Here is a 15,728-nt window from a genome sequence, read left to right as displayed (position 1 = left end):
TTCCTGCGGTTCGGTTTAAGGGGTGGTCCGGGCCTGGCGCTGCTTCAGCGCCTCGATCTCATCGTCGCCCAGCACCCAGATGCGGTTGATGCTGCCTTGCGGATCGAAGGTCACGCCTACGGTTTTGCCCCTGAGATCATTCAATTGCCCGCTCAGCAGAAAGCGGTTGCCGCCATCGAAGATGCGCAGGCCGGGGGCCAGCGCGAAACGCGGCGGCGGCACGGCGATCAGCCCCCCTAGCCGCTGCAGGAAGGTTTGGTCGGCGCGGACGAAGGCGATGCCGGCGGCGTTCTGGTCGCCCAACTTGCCCATCACCAGGCTGTCGGGCAGCAGCCTGCCGGCGGCTGCGGGCAGGGCGAGGCATAGACAGAGGGCGGCGATGGGCTTTTTCATAGCAATTTGAACGCTTTGCGCGCGATTCTACCATAGACGGCCCGACTGGTCGGGCGGGGCCAGATGTTTATAGCATTTTTTCCGGCTACTCGGCCGCCAGCGCCGCAGGCCGAAAGCGTTCGGCCAACGCGAACATCATCGGGTTGAGCAGGATGGAAACGATGGAGCCGGCCAGGATCAGCGCCTGGCCGCGCGGGCTGAGCAAGCCCAGCGACATGCCCAGCCCGGCCAGGATGAACGAGAATTCGCCGATCTGCGACAGGCTGGCGGCGATGCGCAGGCTGGTGGCGCGGCCGCGGCGGAACAGCCGCACGATGCCGTAGGCGGCCAGCGATTTGCCCAGCACGATGATCAGCACGGTGGCCAGCAGCGTCGGCGCGTCGTTGAGCAGCACTTGCGGATTCAGCAGCATGCCGACCGACACGAAGAACAGCACCGCGAACGCCTCTCGCAGCGGCAGCGACTCCTCGGCCGCGCGGTGGCTGAACGGCGATTCCGCCATCACCATGCCGGCGAAGAAGGCGCCCAGCGCGAACGAAATCTGGAACAGCTGGGTGGCGCCGTAGGCCACGCCCAGCGCGGTGGCCAGCACGCCCAGGCGGAACAGCTCGCGGCTGCCGGTGTGGACGACGCGCTCCAGCATCCAGGGAATGAAGCGGCGCCCGACCACCAGCATCAACGCGACGAAGGCCGCCACCTTGCCCACCGTCAGCATCAGCGTCCAGCCCAGTTGCTCGAGCGACGGCGCGGCCTGGGCGCCGCCCAGCGCGCCGGCCACCGCCGGCAGCAGCACCAGGGTCAGCACCATCACCAGGTCTTCCACCACCAGCCAGCCGACGGCGATCTTGCCATCCTCGGTTTCCAGCCAGCCGTGCTCTTCCAGCGCGCGCAGCAGCACCACCGTGCTGGCCACCGACAGCGCCAGGCCGAACACCAGGCCTTCGCCCAGCGGCCAGCCCAGGAAGTGGGACAGCCCCATGCCCAGCAAAGTGGCCACCGCGATTTGCGCCAGCGCGCCCGGCACGGCGATGGCCTTCACCGCCATCAGGTCCTTGATCGAGAAGTGCTGGCCGACGCCGAACATCAATAGAATCACCCCCAGCTCGGCCAATTCCGGCGCCAGCGCGGTGTCGGCCTGGAAGCCGGGCGTGAACGGCCCCACCAGGATGCCGGCGCACAGATAACCCACCAGCGGCGGCAGGCGCAGGCGCAGCGCCAGCATGCCGAAGGCGAAGGCGAATACCAGGCCGCCGACGATGGTGGTGATCAGGGGGGTGTCGTGGGGCATGGGCGGAATTCCGGTTGAATGGCTGGATGGTATAAAGACGGAATATCAGGAACCGAGTTCCGATAAATTTATTATTTCATTCAGCTTTCATCATGGCGCGAAGCCAGGCCGCGAGCCTTGATCTGCTCGCGATGAGGCGTCCGCGGCGGCGGAGCAAGGCGCAGCGCCATCAAATGGAAAGCCGGAGGCGCCAGCCCGCGCGGCGGAGTCGGGCTGGCTGGCGCGGGCAAGGGTCAGAAGCGTTCGAACGGCTGCAGATAGCGCCATTGTCCCGGCTGCAGTCCGGCCAAGGCCAGGCGGCCGATGCGGATGCAGCGCGCGCTTTGCAGGCGGACGCCGAGCTGGCGGCTGATTTCGGCGAAGAAACCGGCGCGCGGCGCGTAAACCGCGCAGCGCAGCTGATGGTCGCTCTGGCGGCTGATCTTGCATTGGCGCAACGGTTTGCCGTCCAGGCGGATGGCTGCGACGCGCGCTTTAAGCTCGTCGGCCGCCGGCGCCTGCTCCACTTGCAGCAGGAATTCCATCTCGCACTCGGCCAGATGGCGGGGCAGTTTTTTATCCTGGGTCAGCACCAGCAGGCCGTGGCATTGCTCATCCACGGCGCCGAAGGCGCTCAGGTGCTGGCGGTGGCGCGCCAGCCAGACTTGCTCCGACGCGTCCTGCGGCGAACGGCTGTCTTGCCCCAGCAGTTGCGCCGGCGGCGCGTCCTCGCCTGCCGGGCGGTGCAGCAGCATCGTCACCGGCAGCGCGGCCAAGGCCTGCGGCTTGCCGGCCAGCGTGATCTCTTGCTCCGGCCGCACCCGCGCGCCCAGCGTATTGACGACTTTGCCATCCACTTTCACCAGGCCCTGCTCGATGCAGGCATCGGCCTCGCGGCGCGAGCACAGGCCCAGTTCCACCATGCGCTTGGACAGGCGCACGCTTGTATCATCCATTGGCTACATCCTTGCGTATGTGGCCGGCGATTATCCGTTGCCGGCGCGCGGCTGACAAATCCAGTGTAGCGGGCTGGGCAGGCCGGAGGATGGCTGGCGCGGCCGACTGCGGGGTAAAGGTAATTTGCCTTTTAAAATATTTGATATAATATATACTTTGATAAACATTTTATCAATTGGGTCGCGGTGGGCTCCTGCACGGAGCGTGAGGGCTGCGGCAGTCATGGGGGGGCACGATGTCGTGCGGGAAAGTTTTGTTGGCAGCGGCGGTATGCGCTGGGTTGTTGAGTGGGCAGCAGGCGATGGCCGCGGAGAATGAGGGGCCGGAAGTCACTTTCACCTCTCTGGGGCAGACGGCCTTGGCTGATGGCAGCGTTTGCGTGGCGGGCGGCGAAACCGAGGACTTCGTCGACAGCAAGTCGGTGGTGCTGGTGAAAAAGAACGGGGCGGTCCGGCAGAGAATCGCTCTGCCGTTGCCGGATCCCAATTACAGCGATGGGAGGGCCATGGCCTGCTTGCAGAAAGGCGCGGCCTTGTACGTCGTCGAAGAGCTGGATACCAGTTCCATCATGACCGACAAGCGGACATTGCTGTTTGTCGATCGCATCGAGCATGGCCGCCTGCAGAAGCGGGTCATGTTGCCGGTGCGATACAGCAGCCAGAATTTCGGCGTGGCCAGAGTGGGGGAGGGGCCTGCCGCCTTCATGTGGGACGGCGCGGGCCAACTGGTGGTGCGCGGCAAAGTTTATCGAGACGCGATGGGCGGCAAGCCGGGCAAGGCATTCTCCGTGAAATTGCAGGCTGATCTGACGGTCGCCAAGTAATCAGGCTGTCATTCGAACAATTTTAAGGAAACCGTGATGGCAGAAAAGAAGCATTACTCTCAACAGGACAAGATCAATTTCATCGTTTCCCTCTATCCGGCGGCGAGAGAGGCCTCGCGCAAGAGCGGCATGTCGTGGGAGCTGATTCTTGCCCAGGCGGCGCAGGAGACCGGCTGGGGCGAGAAGGTGCTGCCGGGCAGCAACAACGTCTTCAATATCAAGACGGGGTCGTCCTGGAAGGGCGACTCCAAGGTTTACCATGTCTGGGAAAAACAGAACGGCAAGAAAGTTTGGGTGGATGATGCTTTCCGCGTTTATCCCTCGGTAACGGATTCTCTGGCAGACCGGATGCAAATGTTGCAGAACAGCTCGCGTTATGCCAAGGCGGGGCTGATGGATCCCGGCGTGAAGGGCAATATGGAGAAGGAAGCCCATGCGTTGAAGAAAGGCGGCTACGCTACTGCAGAAAATTACGCGGAAAGCATGATCGAACTGTTCCATGGCCGCACCATGCGCCATGCGCTGGCTGAAGCCCGCAAGCGGCATCCGGAGTTTGACGCGGCGGGCCAGGCAAAGCCGGCCGTCGCCTCGCAGGCGCCGCATTCCAGCGCCGCGCAGGCCTCCCCGCCGCCGGCCAAAGCCGTTTCGGCATCTGTCGCGCATGATAAGCCGGCCCAGCCTGTCGCCGCGCATGCTGCTCAGCAGCAAGCGCAGCAACCGAAACAATCGCAGCCATCCGCCGCGGCGGCTTCCGCGCCCAGCGCGGAGCGGGTGCAGACCCTGTTGCCGGAGGCGCAGCAGCATCTGGTGCAGGAAGCCAAAAACGCCGTGCAGGCGCTGCAACAGCGCGACGCCCGCCTGCAGAAGCTGGACGCCGCGCAACTGGACAATCTGAGCGGCCAACTGGCGGTCGACGCCGCGCGCCAAGGCATGGCCAAGATCAACGGTGCGGTGGTCAACGCCGCCGATCCGGGCAAGATCAGCCTGGTGGGGCAGGATGCCGGCAACAAGCTGCAACAGGTCAGCGCGGAATTCGGCGCGGCGCCGGCCGCGCCCTCGCCAAACCAGCCGGCATCGACGGTCGCTGCCCAGCCCCAGTCCGGCGCCAGTCCGGCGCAGCCTACGCCAGCCAAGCCTGTGGAGCAGGCCGCGGCGGCCAAGCCGCAGATCGAGCAGGCGAAGCCCGCCGCGCCGCAGGCGGCTCATGTTTCGCATCCGCCAGCACAGGGTGCCCATGGCCCAGCCAAAGCGACGGCGCCTGCCGGGCCGGCGCAATCGGCTCACGCTCAGCATATGCCGGCACAGGCAGCCCATGCTCAAGCCAAAGCGGCGGCGCATGCCGGCCAGGACAAGTCGCAGCATCCGCAGCCGGTTGCCGGCAACGACCGCGGCTCGCGCATGGTCAACGCCGCGCTGGAGCATTTCGGCGACGGCACTTTTGAATATGGCCGCGCCGACATGGCGGGCCAGTTGGCCAACAAGAAGAAACCCAACGGCAATCGCATCGATGGCAGCCGGCTGGAGGCGGACACGGATCACGATGGCAAGAAAGGCGTGGATTGCTCATCGCTGGTATGGCGCACGCTGCAGCTGGGCAATACCAAGGTGACCGATGATTTCAAGAGCGCGGCGAACTTCACCACTCACACCTTGTTCAACGGCGGACACGGCGGCCAGCATCCCCACGCCAATATAACCGACTACGCCAAGCGCAACTTCAATGTGATCGACAACAAGAAAGACCTGCAGCCGGGCGACATCCTGATGTTCAAGATGGCGGGCGGCGGCCAGCACGTGGCGGTCTACAAGGGCAAAAACGAGAAGGGCGAGCAGATGTTCTACGGCTCGCAAACCTCCACCGGCCCGGCGGAAGTCAATCTGAGCAGCAATCCTTACTGGAGCAAGCAGGCCTTCCTGGGCGCGCTGCGGCCCAAGGATGACTTCTACAAGCCTGACGCCGCGCCGCAGGCGGCCCAGCACGCGGGCCTGTCCGACGGCAAGCAAAGCCTGCTGGAGCAGACGCGGCAGCACGTGGGTTCGCTGCAGCAGCGCGACGGCCGCTTGAAAGACCTGGCGTCGCACCAGGTGGACAACCTGAGCGCCGCCCTGGCGGTGGAAGGGTGGAAAAAGGGCATCGAGAAGGTGGGCGCGGTGATGGTGAACGCCGTCGACCCCGGCAAGATCAGCATGCTTTACAAGAGCGCGGCCAACAAGGTCGAGCACGCCGCGGTGGAGCTGAGGGATGCGATCAAGCAGTCGGCGCAGCACTCGCTGTCGCTGCTGGCGGCGGCGCCTGAGCATGGCCAGCCAGCGGCCAAGGCGCAGGCGCACCAGCCGCCGGCGCGCGCCAAGCAGCCGGCGATGGGGATGTGAGGGCGCGCATTTCGGGATTTTTGCAGCTTGTGCCGGATGGCTGCCGTGCTTGAGCATGGCGGTCTGTCACCAGCTCGCACCGGATGTGCGAAATGAAGGAGCGTTGAGTGTCCCATCCCCAAAGTCGTCGTGTTCTTTTGCTGATGATTTTTGTGCTGGCCATCGGTTTGGCGGTCAGCATGTTTTTCTATTGGCGGGAGCGCACGCAAGACCGCTATTGGTTTGTCCAGCCTCAGGCGCCGATGAGTTTTGACTTTCCAATGGATAGGCCTGGCCAAAAAGTAAGTTCAGTTTTTTGGATTGTTCCTGGAAAGTTTAACCCACACCTTAACCGCTATGGCGTGATTGCCCGGTTTGTTTTCAAACGGCCAGAGGATGTGGTTCCCGATTTGCTGGAGCAAGTTAAACTTGAGTTTCGGGTGCATGTCTCCCGTTTCGATGGGGTGAAGTGGTCGCCAGTTGTCTTATATGGCGAGAAACCTGAGAAAGGAGAGAGCGCTGTCGGAGATGTTTATCTGTCTGGGGACTTGTCCGGCAAGGGCAGCGAGGATGAAAAACAGGTGTATATTGATCTGGATGTGCTTGATTATAAATTTGAACCAGGCCAGTATCATGCCAGTGTCGAACTTGTGAAGGGCGATGCTCGTTTGAAGGGCTTGGACTCCAGAGTTGTATTTGATCATATTGTTTATGGGAAGTAGCGGGGAGAATCATGCCTTACACATTGAGCATTTATGTGGCAGCGCCAGGCACCAAGCTGATGGGCGACAAGAATGACCCGAATGCGACTTCTGCGGCTGGGCATGTGTGGTTTGGAATTTCTGATGGGAAAAAGGTTGATGATTATGGCTTCGCCCCTAAAAATCATGGAAGCACGCATGGGGCTGGCATAGTTGAGCATGGCGATACGAAGAGATATAGTTCTCCGTACTATGTCCGTACTATAGAAATAACTAAAGAGCAGTATGAAAAGCTGAAAGAGTATGGTGAGGCCGCTAAGAATCATTCTAACAAGTATTTCGACTTGAATTATAATGGACTTACCAATAGCTGCATCGACTTTACGTGGAAAGGTTTGAACCATGCAGGTTTGAATATGCAAGCGTATGGCCTGGCAGGCCAGCAAGCGCTTCCCAAGTACGAAGGCTCTCTCAAGCCGGTCAACAATGCCAATGATTTTGACTCCATTCCTGCACCTATTCCACATAGCCGATTGAATCATCGGCAAACCAACCCCTTGCCGGAAAACCGGACGTTGCTGCAGAAGCTGCTGACCGAAAACGACGCGCTGTCGCCGGAAAAGCAGAAATTCGCCACGCAAACCGCGCAGGCGGTGGAGGCGCTGCAGCGGCGCGAGCCCAAGTTGGCGGCGCTGCAGCCCGGGCAGATAGACAATCTGAGCGCGTCGCTGGCGCACAGCGGCTGGAAAAACGGCATGGCCAAGGCCGATGGCGCGGTGCTGAACGCCGCCGATCCGGGCACGGCCACGCTGATCGGCCGCGACGGCGGCCAGAAAATCCAGCATGCCAGCGTGGAGGTGGACAGCGCGATCCGGCAGCCGGCGGCGACGGCGCTGGCAGCGCTGGCGGCGACGCCGGACAAGGCAGCGCCCGCGCCGGCCCAGGCGGTGCGGACCGCCTCCCGTTCGGCTGGGGGCATGAGCCTGGGCTGAGCGCCGGCATTCTTTTTCTCTACCCTATTGGTCCGCGGTTTTACCCGCGGACTTTTTTTGCCTGCGGATTTGCCGCATCCAGCATTTCCGGTCAGGACGGCGATTGCCGTTTTTGGCATAGTCGGCGTGGCGAAGGAGGTGTCATGGGCAGATCCAGGGCCGGCGACTATGCGCGGCGTTTCACGCGGGTTTTCGATCATATCGATCAACATTTGCAACAGCCGCTCAATATCGAGCGGCTGAGCCAGGTCGCGCATTTTTCCCGCTTTCATTTTCAGCGCCAGTTTGCCGCTTATTGCGGCGTCAGCGTGGCGCGCTACATCCAGCTGCAGCGCCTGCGGCGGGCATCGTATCAACTGGTGTTCCAGCCCTTGTTGCGGATCACCGACATCGCGCTGGATGCCGGCTTTGAAAATCCGGAGTCGTTTTCCCGGGCTTTCAAGCACGCTTTCGGCCAGACGCCCAGCGCCTTTCGCCGCGCGCCGGATTGGGCGCATTGGCAAACCCGGTTTCCTGTTCCCGTCAGAGAGAGGATGGAGGATATGGACGTGAAGATCATGGTCGTGGATACGGTGCGGGTGGCCGCGCTGGAGCATCGCGGCGCGCCGGAGCGGGTAAACGACAGCGCCAGCCGCTTCATTGAGTGGCGCAAGGAGAGCGGCCTGTCGCCGTTGACCAGCAGCCAGACTTACGGCATCGCTTACGACAACCCGGATACCACCGCGGCGGCGGATTTCCGCTTCGACATTTGCGGCAGCGTGGCGGGGCCGGTGCCGGCCAACCGCCAGGGGGTGGTGGCCAAGGAGATTCCCGGCGGCCGCTGCGCGGTGCTGCGCCATGTCGGCTCGCATCAGCGGCTGGGCGAAAGCGTGTACTGCCTGTACCGGCAGTGGCTGCCGTCCAGCGGCGAGAGCCTGCGCGACTTCCCGGTGTATTTCCTGTACCTCAACCTGGTCGGCGCAACACCGGAACATTTGCTGCAGACGGACATTTATTTGCCCTTGAGCTGAGGGCGGCATCGACGCACTGGTATTTTGGCCAGGGCATGGTTCTCAACAGGATGAGACTTGGCGTCAATCAAATGTCATTGCGATGGCCCGGCCTAGCATCCCCGGTTTCGACTGATCGATCCCGTGGGGAAGAACGCAATGCAAGCCTTGAGAATCGTCCTGTTGTCCTCGGCCTTCAACGGCCTTACCCAGCGCGCCTGGTTGGAGCTGCGCGAATCGGGCCACGAGCCCAGCGTGGTGCTGTTCAACGATGCGGACGATGTCTGCCGGCAGATAGAGGCGGCGGCGCCGCAGCTGGTGATCTGCCCGTTTCTGAAAGACCGGGTGCCGGCGCGGCTGTGGCGCGACGCGCCTTTTCCGGTGGTGATCATTCATCCGGGCATCGTCGGCGACCGCGGCGCGTCGGCGCTGGACTGGGCGATCAGCCTGCAGCAGAAGCGCTGGGGCGTGACCGCGTTGCAGGCGGTGGAGGAAATGGACGCCGGCCCGGTGTGGTCCAGCAGCGAGTTCGATCTGCCCGCGGGGCTGCGCAAGTCCGAACTTTACAACGGCCTGGTCAGCGACGCCGCCATCTATTGCCTACGCGACGTGGTGGAGAAGTTCGTCGGCGGCTACCAGCCGCAAGCGGTCGACTATGCCGATCCGGCGGTGCGCGGCCGGCTGCAGCCGAATATGAAGCAGGCGGATCGGGCATTCGACTGGCGCGAGCCGGCGGAGGCGATCAAGCGCCGCATCGACGCCGGCGACGGCCAGCCCGGAGTGCTGGCGGATCTGGCCGGCGGCCGCTACTACCTGTACGACGCCCACCTGGATCATAGGCGCGGCAGCCCGGGCCAGATTCTGGCGGTGCATGACGACGCGGTGCTGGTGGCAACCGGCGACGCCAGCCTGTGGCTGGGCGCGCTGCGGCGCGCGCCCGAGGCCGGCGAAGAAACTTTCAAATTGCCGGCGCGCCATCTGCTGGCGGACCTGCTGGATGAGGTGCCAAGGCTGGAATGGTCTATCGCCACCCATCCGCATTGCGAAGAATCCTATCAGCCTATCCGCTACCGCCGGGTCGGCAAGGTGGGCGAGCTGACCTTCGAGTTCTACAACGGCGCGCTGAGCACCGAGCAATGCCGGCGCCTGCAGCGGGCGCTGCAATGGGCCAAGCGGCAGGATTGCGAAGTGCTGCTGCTGCGCAGCGGGCGCGGCAGCTTTTGCAACGGCATCCATCTGAACGTGATCCAGGCGGCGCAGGACCCGGGCGCCGAGGCCTGGCGCAATATCCAGGCGATAGACGATGTCTGCCTGGAGATATTGACCGCGCCGCAACTGGTGGTGGCGGGCGTGGCCGGCAACGCCGGCGCCGGCGGCGCGATGCTGGCGTTGGCCGCCGACGTGGTGCTGGCGCGCCAGGGCGTGGTGTTCAATCCGCATTACCAGACCATGGGGCTGTACGGCTCCGAGTACTGGACCTACACGCTGCCGCGCGCGGTGGGGGCCGAAACGGCGGCCAAGCTGTGCAACGACTGCCTGCCGCTGGGCGCCCGCCAGGCCTGGCGGCTGGGCATGGTGCAGGACATCGGGCCGCGCGACGAGCAGGAGTTCGGCCGCTGGCTGCTGCAAGCGGCGAAGCAGGCTTTGTTGACGCCGGCCTGGCAGGCCTGGCGCGAGCGCAAAGAGACGCTGGATCTGGCGCAGCTGGAGCGATGCCGGCAGGCGGAGCTGGGCGAAATGCGGCTGGACATGTTGCGCAACCGCCGCCAGTTCATCGAGAAATGCGGCAACTTCGTCCACAAGCGCCGGGCCTGCGGCACGCCGCAGCGCTTGGTCGCGCCATGGGCGCGGCAGGGAGGCTAGCTGGCGGAAAGCTTGGCGCGGACAAGCGGACTGCTCGTTTTTGCCGCGCGGACGCGCGATTCGCCTGGGCGGGAAACTGGCCTGAATCATGGATTTTCTGGCCGGACGACGCCCTTATACTGTGCGCATCGCCAGTTTGGCGGCGGCCAGCGCAGGCTGGCATTCATCTAGGAGTCGGGACATGGGCTGGCAAACGCATGAAGTGAGCAATCAGTTCGACGAACTGACGGACTACAAGCTGCTGGACAGCGACCCGGCCTTGGGCGAGGCGCTGAGTCGGGCCGGCGCCGAGTGGGCCGTGCCCTGGCTGCGGGGCTACGGCGAGACGCTGGGCCGCGCCGAAACCTTTGAACTGGCCGAGGAGGCCAATCTTTTCCCGCCGCGGCTGCGGGCGTTCGACCGGCGCGGCCGACGCGTCGACCAGGTGGATTTCCACCCGGCCTGGCACCGGCTGCTGCAGATGTACCGCGGCCAGGGGCTGGTGTCGCTGCCTTTCGCCGAGGAGCGGGGCGGGCGCTGGGCGGCCACGCTGGCCGGCAGCTATCTGCACGGCCAGGTGGAGGCGGGCACGCTGTGCCCGGCCACCATGACGCAGGCGGCCATTCCGCTGCTGCGCAGGGAGCCGGCGTTGTGGGAGGCGCTGCGGGACAAGCTGTTCAGCCATGTCCATGACGGCCGCGACCTGCCGCTGGCGCAGAAGGCCTGCGCCTGGATCGGAATGGGGATGACGGAAAAGCAGGGCGGTTCGGACGTGCGCGCCAACACCACCCGGGCCGAGCCGCTCGGCCATGGCGGCCGCGGCGGCGAATACCGGCTGCGCGGCCATAAATGGTTTTTCTCCGCGCCGACCAGCGATGCCCACCTGGTGGTGGCGCAGTTGGCGGACAGCGGGCCGTCGTGCTTTTATGTGCCGCGCTGGCTGCCGGACGGCAGCCGCAACGCGGTGGCGATCCAGCGCCTGAAGGACAAGGTGGGCAACCGCAGCAACGCCAGCAGCGAAGTGGAACTCCAGGACGCCTGGGGCGTTCTGCTGGGCGAGCCCGGACGCGGCATTCCCACCATCATCGAAATGGCCACCTATACCCGTCTCAATTGCGTGATCGGCAGCGCGGCGCTGTTGCGGCAGGCCGCGACGCAGGCGTTGGCGTACACCCGCCGGCGCATGGCCTTCGGCAAGGTGTTGGCGGAGCAGGCGGCGATGCGCGCGGTATTGGCCGACCTGGCGCTGGAAAGCGAGGCGGCGCTGGCGCTGGCGATGCGGTTGGCGCAGGCTTTCGAGCGTGACGGCGAGCCGGCCGAGCGGGCCTGGAAGCGCATCGTCACGCCGGCCGCCAAGTTTTGGGTGTGCAAGCGCGCGGTGGAGTGGAGCGGCGAGGCGATGGAGATCTTCGGCGGCAACGGCTATGTCGATGCCGGGCCGATGGCGCGCTTGTTCCGCGAGGCGCCGGTCAACTCCATCTGGGAAGGTTCAGGCAATGTGATGTGCCTGGATGTGGCGCGCGCGGTGCGGCGCGAGCCGGAAGCCTGGGAGCGGCTGCTGGCGGATCTGGCGGCGATGGCCGCGGGCGAGGCCGGGCTGACGGATGCGATCGGGGATTTGCGCGCGCAGGCGCAGGCGGGGCCGGAGCAACTGGAGGCGCGGGGCCGCCGTTTTGCCCAGCTGCTGGCCCTAACCGCGCAGGCTTGCCTGCTGCGCGCGCAGTCGCCGGCTTTCATCGCCGACGCTTTCATCGCCAGCCGCCTGCGCGACGCGGCATGGGGCCGGGTGGCTGGCGCGCTGGATGCCGGCGGGATGGATATGGAATCCATCCTGCGGCGCAGCCTGCCGGTTTGAGCCGCCGCTCAGCCGTTCCAGCGCTGGGTGTCGGCGAAGAAGCCCGGCACCGGATGGCTGGCGCCCTCGGTTTCGCTTTTCCGGTACAAGAACATCGCCAGGCACAGGTCCAGCACGCCCAGGCCGAAGGGCGAGAAGATGGTCGGTTTGGCGGGATCCAGGCGGATTTCGCCCTGCATCACTTGCGCCAGCGTGCCGTCGATGAAGCCGCGATGGCCGTAGCGCTGCTCCGCCAGGTGCGGCGAGGTGTTGGCTTTCATGCAGTGCTCGACGTCGTCCAGCACATTGTTGGCGCCGACGATGGTTTCCGGCGCCAGGTCGCGCAGCGAGACGTTGAGGATCAGCTGCGACGGCGCGAAGGCGTGGCCGGCGGGAATCCACGGCGTGCCGGCGGTGGTGGCGAGCACCACGATGTCGGCTTGCAAGGCCTCGTCCCGGCTGGCGGCGCGGATCGGGTAGCGCAGGCTCGCGCCCATATTGCGGGTGAAAGCCGCCAGGTGCGCATCGTTGATGTCGTAGGCGCGCACGTCGTCGAATTGCCAGCCGGCGGCATCGAAGAAGGACAGGATGCTGCCGGCGATCACGCCGCCGCCGATGATGGCCAGCGAGCCGGCGCGCCGGCCGTGGGGCCATAACTGCTGCGCGGCCAGCACCGCCGACGCCGCGGTGCGCGCCGAGCTGATCTGGGACGCTTCCAGGCAGGCGAACGGATAGCCGGTGCGGTAGTCGTTGAGCAGCACCACCGCCGAAGCCCGCTGCAGGTTGGCGTCGACATTGCCCGGATAGCTGGCTATCCACTTGATGCCGGAGACTTCCAGCGCCGAATCGGCGTCGCGGATCGCCGCCGGTAGCGCGATGATGCGCGCCTCGGGCCTGTCGGCGAAGCGGAGGAAATAGCTGTCCGGATTGACCGTCTTGCGCTGGTGGTGCAGCAAATAGGCCTGGCGGATGATGTCGATCACCTCGGTTTTGGCCTGCGCCAGCGCGCCATGGATGAAGTCGCCGGTGATCACGCTGAAATTCGGGGCGGAGTTATGCATAGGTCAGATTCTCGTTGAGCGGTTGGGAGGCTTGGCGCCATGCCGGGCCGAAGCGTTGATCGCACCAGTCGTCGTCGTAGACCGTGTCCAGGTAGCCGTTGCCCAGATCGGGCGAGATGGCCACCACCACGGCGTCGGCCGGCAGTTCGGCGTGCAGGCGCCGCACCGCGGCCAGCACCGTGCCGGTGGACGCGCCGCCCAGATAGCCGTAGCGCAGCGCGACATCGCGGCAGGCGGCGATGGTTTCGGCTTCCGGAATCTGGATCAGCCGGTCCACCGCGGCGGCGTCGAAGAAGTGGGGCTGCACGCTGGAGCCCAGTCCAGGCAGATAGCGCGCCTGCCCCGGCGTGCCGAAAGTCACCGAGCCTACCGAGTCGACGGCGATCAGCCGGGTTTGCGGCGAATGGCCGCGGAAGAACGCGGCGCAGCCCATCAGGGTGCCGGTGGTGCCGGCGCCGACGAACAGATAGTCGACGCTGCCGAACTCGTTCAGGATGGCGCGCGCGGTCATGTCGGCATGGACCGCCGGGTTGGCCGGATTCTGGTACTGGTTCAGCCAGATCCGCTCGGGGTCGCGCGCGATGGCCTGGCGGATGTAGGCGAGCCGGTTGCCCAGATAGCCGTTGTGCTCGTCGCGCTGCTCGATCACCACCACGGTGGTGCCCAGCGCGCGCATCATGCCGATGTTCTGGGCGCTGGTGTTCTTGTCGACGACGCAGACGAAGTCATAGCCGCGCGCCGCGGCGATCTGGCTTAGCGCCAGGCCCAGATTGCCGGAACTGGACTCTATTATCTTCTTGCGGGCCGCGAGCTGGCCGCGCTCCTCGGCGTCGCGGATCAGCGCCATCGCGGTCTTGATCTTGATCGATCCGCCCGGATTGAAGCCTTCTATCTTCAAGTGCACGTCGCCCGATGGGGAAAATTGCTCGAGCCTCAGGAAAATATCGTCGGAGACGGCTTGTTCGATGGAGTCGTATCGCATGCAAGATTCCTGCTGCAGGTGAAAGGAAAATACCGCCGGCAGGCGGGAAGGGCGCGGCCGGGCGCCTGGCTCAGGCCCGCGGCGGCAGCAGCTCGTCCAGCGCGAACCAGCAGCTGCAATCCAGCGCCGCCGCCGGCGTGTGCCGGGTGGATTTGGGCGGGTACGGCCGGCCTTCCAGGCCGCGCGCGATCACCTCTTCCGGCGTGACCAGCAGGTCGTCGCGGCGGGCCTCCAGCGCGACGTCGGCGTAGTCCAGCAACAGGCAGGGCACCAGCATCAAGCCGTGGCGCAGCGCGAATTCGCGGCGATGATGGCCGTCCATCACCACCAGCGTGCGGCGCTCGACCAGGATCGGCGTCTTCCATCCGCCATCGGCCAGCACCCGCGCGGCCACCTCCCCCAAGCGTTCCGGCAGGAACTCCTCGGTCGGCTTCAGCCGGTCCGGCGGCAGCAGCGCAAGCTTGGGCTTGGCTGCGGCGGTCTCGATTGGCCTCGGATTCATGTCACCCCTTGTGCGGAATATCTAAACCACCGGCCGGCCCCGCATGCGCTGGGCGGCCATGGATTGATCAGGGAAAGCGCTTATATGTTTTTTGCATAATCAAATGACATTAGACAATGCAGGTATGAGATTGTCAACTTAAGCTCACGCGCGTGATGCGCGATCGGGAATCCCTGCTAATGGCCAGTTCGAAGCTGCTCTTTGGGATGAATTTCCGGATTGAATTGTTTGAGGAAATTTTTATTCATAATGAATTGAATTTTTGATATATGTAATGTATAAGTTCGTCATATACCAAAGTCATTTGTTCATTTGCTGTGGCGAGGCGGCTGGTCCGGCGGCATCGCGGCGCCTTGCCCAGCCAAACCGAAATTTGCGAGGCATGGATGGGCAACCGCATTTCTCCCGATTACGCCACTCCCCACTCTCCCCAGCCGCTTACCGGCGCGCCGGCGGTGTTGTGGCTGACCGGCATTTCCGGCGCCGGCAAAACCACCATCGCCAGCCATCTCAAGCAATTGTGCCTGGCATCCGGCCATGCGGCGGCGATGCTGGACGGCGACGAGCTGCGCGGCCGGCTGAACGCCGATCTGGGTTTCTCTGAGAGCGACCGGGCCGAGAACGTGCGGCGCATCGCCGAAGTCGCGGCGCTGATGGCGGACGCCGGCCTGCTGGTGATCGTGTCCTGCATTTCGCCGCTGGCGTCTTTCCGCCTGGCGGCGCGCGACATCGTCGGCGCGCAGCGCTTCGTCGAGGTTTACATCGACACGCCGATCGATGTCGCCGAAGCCCGCGATCCCAAGGGCCTGTACCGGCTGGCCCGCGCCGGCAAGATCACCGGCTTCACCGGCCTGCACGCGGCTTACGAGCCGCCGCGGGAGCCGGCGATCCGGATCGATACCACGGTCACCGGCGTGGAGGCGGCGGCGGAGCGTCTGCTCGGCCATTACCAGGCGATGGCGCGCGCGGCGGCCACCCGCGCCGAGGCTGGCGTTTGTGGCTGAGCGCGGCGCCGGAACGAGGGAGCGCCGGC

At 64.8% G+C, this 15,728-nt stretch carries 14 protein-coding genes; 8 read left to right on the top strand and 6 right to left on the bottom strand.

Annotated features, from left to right (window positions below):
- Nucleotides 1-15: 15 nt before the first annotated feature.
- The 3 genes from U6115_RS21410 to U6115_RS21400 form a co-directional block, all read right to left on the bottom strand.
- Nucleotides 16-393, bottom strand: a complete 378-nt coding sequence (locus U6115_RS21410; RefSeq protein WP_043579433.1) for a hypothetical protein — start codon at nt 391-393, stop codon at nt 16-18.
- An 85-nt stretch (nt 394-478) separates the two neighbouring features.
- A complete protein-coding gene (locus U6115_RS21405) occupies nt 479-1,681 on the bottom strand; it encodes a cation:proton antiporter domain-containing protein (protein ID WP_052258316.1) in 1,203 nt (400 codons plus the stop codon).
- 233 nt (nt 1,682-1,914) lie between these two features.
- Nucleotides 1,915-2,616, bottom strand: a complete 702-nt coding sequence (locus tag U6115_RS21400; protein WP_043579435.1) for a S4 domain-containing protein — start codon at nt 2,614-2,616, stop codon at nt 1,915-1,917.
- Nucleotides 2,617-2,918: 302 nt separating this feature from the next.
- Between U6115_RS21400 and U6115_RS21395 the strand changes: the two genes are divergently transcribed.
- The 7 genes from U6115_RS21395 (at nt 2,919) to U6115_RS21365 (ending at nt 12,171) form a co-directional block, all read left to right on the top strand.
- Nucleotides 2,919-3,440 carry a hypothetical protein gene (locus U6115_RS21395; RefSeq protein ID WP_043579437.1) on the top strand — a complete coding sequence of 174 codons (522 nt, stop codon included), beginning with the start codon at nt 2,919-2,921 and terminating at the stop codon, nt 3,438-3,440.
- 36 nt (nt 3,441-3,476) lie between these two features.
- Entirely contained in the window at nt 3,477-5,813 is a 2,337-nt protein-coding gene (locus tag U6115_RS21390) for a glucosaminidase domain-containing protein (RefSeq protein WP_052258318.1), read from the top strand.
- A gap of 107 nt (nt 5,814-5,920) precedes the next feature.
- Nucleotides 5,921-6,514, top strand: a complete 594-nt coding sequence (locus U6115_RS21385) for a hypothetical protein (protein ID WP_146008416.1) — start codon at nt 5,921-5,923, stop codon at nt 6,512-6,514.
- Between the two features lie 11 nt (nt 6,515-6,525).
- Complete coding sequence (locus U6115_RS21380) at nt 6,526-7,485, top strand: XVIPCD domain-containing protein (protein ID WP_146008417.1); 960 nt, start codon at nt 6,526-6,528, stop codon at nt 7,483-7,485.
- Nucleotides 7,486-7,628: 143 nt separating this feature from the next.
- Nucleotides 7,629-8,495, top strand: a complete 867-nt coding sequence (locus U6115_RS21375; protein ID WP_043579442.1) for an AraC family transcriptional regulator — start codon at nt 7,629-7,631, stop codon at nt 8,493-8,495.
- Between the two features lie 138 nt (nt 8,496-8,633).
- Nucleotides 8,634-10,337: a hydrogenase maturation protein gene (locus tag U6115_RS21370; RefSeq protein WP_043579444.1), complete on the top strand. Its 1,704-nt coding sequence runs from the start codon at nt 8,634-8,636 to the stop codon at nt 10,335-10,337.
- A 181-nt stretch (nt 10,338-10,518) separates the two neighbouring features.
- Entirely contained in the window at nt 10,519-12,171 is a 1,653-nt protein-coding gene (locus tag U6115_RS21365) for an acyl-CoA dehydrogenase family protein (RefSeq protein WP_043579446.1), read from the top strand.
- A gap of 8 nt (nt 12,172-12,179) precedes the next feature.
- Here the strand turns inward: U6115_RS21365 and sbnB are convergent, their stop codons facing one another.
- The 3 genes from sbnB to U6115_RS21350 form a co-directional block, all read right to left on the bottom strand.
- Nucleotides 12,180-13,211, bottom strand: a complete 1,032-nt coding sequence (sbnB, locus tag U6115_RS21360) for a 2,3-diaminopropionate biosynthesis protein SbnB (RefSeq protein ID WP_043579454.1) — start codon at nt 13,209-13,211, stop codon at nt 12,180-12,182.
- Nucleotides 13,204-14,193 (bottom strand): 2,3-diaminopropionate biosynthesis protein SbnA, encoded by a 990-nt coding sequence (gene sbnA, locus U6115_RS21355; RefSeq protein ID WP_043579456.1) that lies wholly within the window; start codon nt 14,191-14,193, stop codon nt 13,204-13,206. Before sbnA ends, sbnB begins: the two co-directional genes overlap by 8 nt.
- A 70-nt stretch (nt 14,194-14,263) precedes the next feature.
- A complete protein-coding gene (locus tag U6115_RS21350; protein WP_052258320.1) occupies nt 14,264-14,695 on the bottom strand; it encodes a ParB N-terminal domain-containing protein in 432 nt (143 codons plus the stop codon).
- Nucleotides 14,696-15,081: 386 nt separating this feature from the next.
- Here U6115_RS21350 and cysC point away from each other — a divergent pair, with 386 nt between their 5' ends.
- Nucleotides 15,082-15,699 carry an adenylyl-sulfate kinase gene (gene cysC, locus U6115_RS21345; RefSeq protein ID WP_080509572.1) on the top strand — a complete coding sequence of 206 codons (618 nt, stop codon included), beginning with the start codon at nt 15,082-15,084 and terminating at the stop codon, nt 15,697-15,699.
- Nucleotides 15,700-15,728: the final 29 nt, after the last annotated feature.

Origin of the sequence: Chromobacterium subtsugae (genome assembly GCF_035919665.1) — a bacterium.
Classification (GTDB): Bacteria; Pseudomonadota; Gammaproteobacteria; order Burkholderiales; family Chromobacteriaceae; genus Chromobacterium; species Chromobacterium subtsugae.
The sequence above is the reverse complement of the archived record's forward strand: the minus strand, read 5'-3'. Positions and strand labels throughout refer to the sequence as shown.

Excerpts from the sequence above, each read along its gene's own strand:
- U6115_RS21380 (WP_146008417.1), top strand. The coding sequence starts at position 6,526 with ATGCCTTACACATTGAGCATTTATGTGGCAGCGCCAGGCACCAAGCTG.
- U6115_RS21390 (WP_052258318.1), top strand. The coding sequence starts at position 3,477 with ATGGCAGAAAAGAAGCATTACTCTCAACAGGACAAGATCAATTTCATC.
- cysC (WP_080509572.1), top strand. The coding sequence starts at position 15,082 with ATGGGCAACCGCATTTCTCCCGATTACGCCACTCCCCACTCTCCCCAG.
- U6115_RS21375 (WP_043579442.1), top strand. The coding sequence starts at position 7,629 with ATGGGCAGATCCAGGGCCGGCGACTATGCGCGGCGTTTCACGCGGGTT.
- U6115_RS21400 (WP_043579435.1), bottom strand. The coding sequence starts at position 2,616 with ATGGATGATACAAGCGTGCGCCTGTCCAAGCGCATGGTGGAACTGGGC.
- U6115_RS21410 (WP_043579433.1), bottom strand. The coding sequence starts at position 393 with ATGAAAAAGCCCATCGCCGCCCTCTGTCTATGCCTCGCCCTGCCCGCA.
- U6115_RS21370 (WP_043579444.1), top strand. The coding sequence starts at position 8,634 with ATGCAAGCCTTGAGAATCGTCCTGTTGTCCTCGGCCTTCAACGGCCTT.
- sbnA (WP_043579456.1), bottom strand. The coding sequence starts at position 14,193 with ATGCGATACGACTCCATCGAACAAGCCGTCTCCGACGATATTTTCCTG.
- U6115_RS21405 (WP_052258316.1), bottom strand. The coding sequence starts at position 1,681 with ATGCCCCACGACACCCCCCTGATCACCACCATCGTCGGCGGCCTGGTA.
- U6115_RS21365 (WP_043579446.1), top strand. The coding sequence starts at position 10,519 with ATGGGCTGGCAAACGCATGAAGTGAGCAATCAGTTCGACGAACTGACG.
- U6115_RS21350 (WP_052258320.1), bottom strand. The coding sequence starts at position 14,695 with ATGAATCCGAGGCCAATCGAGACCGCCGCAGCCAAGCCCAAGCTTGCG.
- U6115_RS21395 (WP_043579437.1), top strand. The coding sequence starts at position 2,919 with ATGGCCGCGGAGAATGAGGGGCCGGAAGTCACTTTCACCTCTCTGGGG.
- sbnB (WP_043579454.1), bottom strand. The coding sequence starts at position 13,211 with ATGCATAACTCCGCCCCGAATTTCAGCGTGATCACCGGCGACTTCATC.